Here is an 814-nt window from a genome sequence, read left to right on the forward strand (position 1 = left end):
CCCCCGGTGAACCAGCCCCCGATCTATCAGGCACCCGCGGCACCGGAGTATCCGGCATCCGCCGCCCCGGCTTACCAGGCGCCCGCCGCACCGGCATACGGCGCTCCTGACACCTACGGCCAGCAGCAGTACGGCCAGCCGCAGCAGTACGGCCAGCAGCCCTATGGCCAGCCCCTCGCCCAGGACAAGTACAACGTCCTCGCGATCGTGTCGCTCGTCTCGGCATTCTTCGTCTCCCTCGCCGCGATCATCACCGGCCACATCGCGCTCAGCCAGATCAAGAAGACCGGGGAGAAGGGCCGCGGCCTCGCGATCGCCGGCCTCGTGCTCGGCTACCTGGGTATCGTCGCCGGCATCATCGCCACGATCCTCTTCGTGGTGCTGATCAGCACGGCCTCGACCAACGGATACTCCAGCTACTGAGGCCCCAGCTGGCCCGTCACCGCTGACCCGTCGTTGACGCTGACCTGTCGTGGCTGACGCCCCGCCAATGCAGTGGAAAGGAACAGCTCATGAGTGATGTGAACGCACCGCGCGCCTCGGGACTTCCTCCCGTACCGGAAGTCCCGCAAGTGCCCGACGTGCCGCACGTGCCCGAGGTGCCCGAGGTTCCGCCGATTCCGCGCGGCGAGTCCGCCGGGCCCCCTCTCTCGGCTCCTCCAGCGGCGCCTTCCGATGGGCCGCCCGGAACGCGGCCGCCCCCGGCATCCGGCGGCGTTCCGGGCGGTGCCCCGCCATTCGCGGATCCTTCGCCCGGTGGTTCTCCTTCCGCCGGACCGCCGCCGCCACCCGCGTCCGGGTACCCGTACCCGCC

1 protein-coding gene is annotated in these 814 nt (G+C 70.4%); it reads left to right on the top strand.

From position 1 onward, the window contains the following. Nucleotides 1-423, top strand: a 423-nt coding sequence (locus QN350_RS19695) for a DUF4190 domain-containing protein (RefSeq protein WP_323517204.1), incomplete at its 5' end; no start/stop codon positions are given. Nucleotides 424-814: the final 391 nt, after the last annotated feature.

Source organism: Cryobacterium sp. 10I5 (assembly GCF_035019865.1).
In the GTDB taxonomy this organism is placed as follows: domain Bacteria; phylum Actinomycetota; class Actinomycetes; order Actinomycetales; family Microbacteriaceae; genus Cryobacterium; species Cryobacterium breve_A.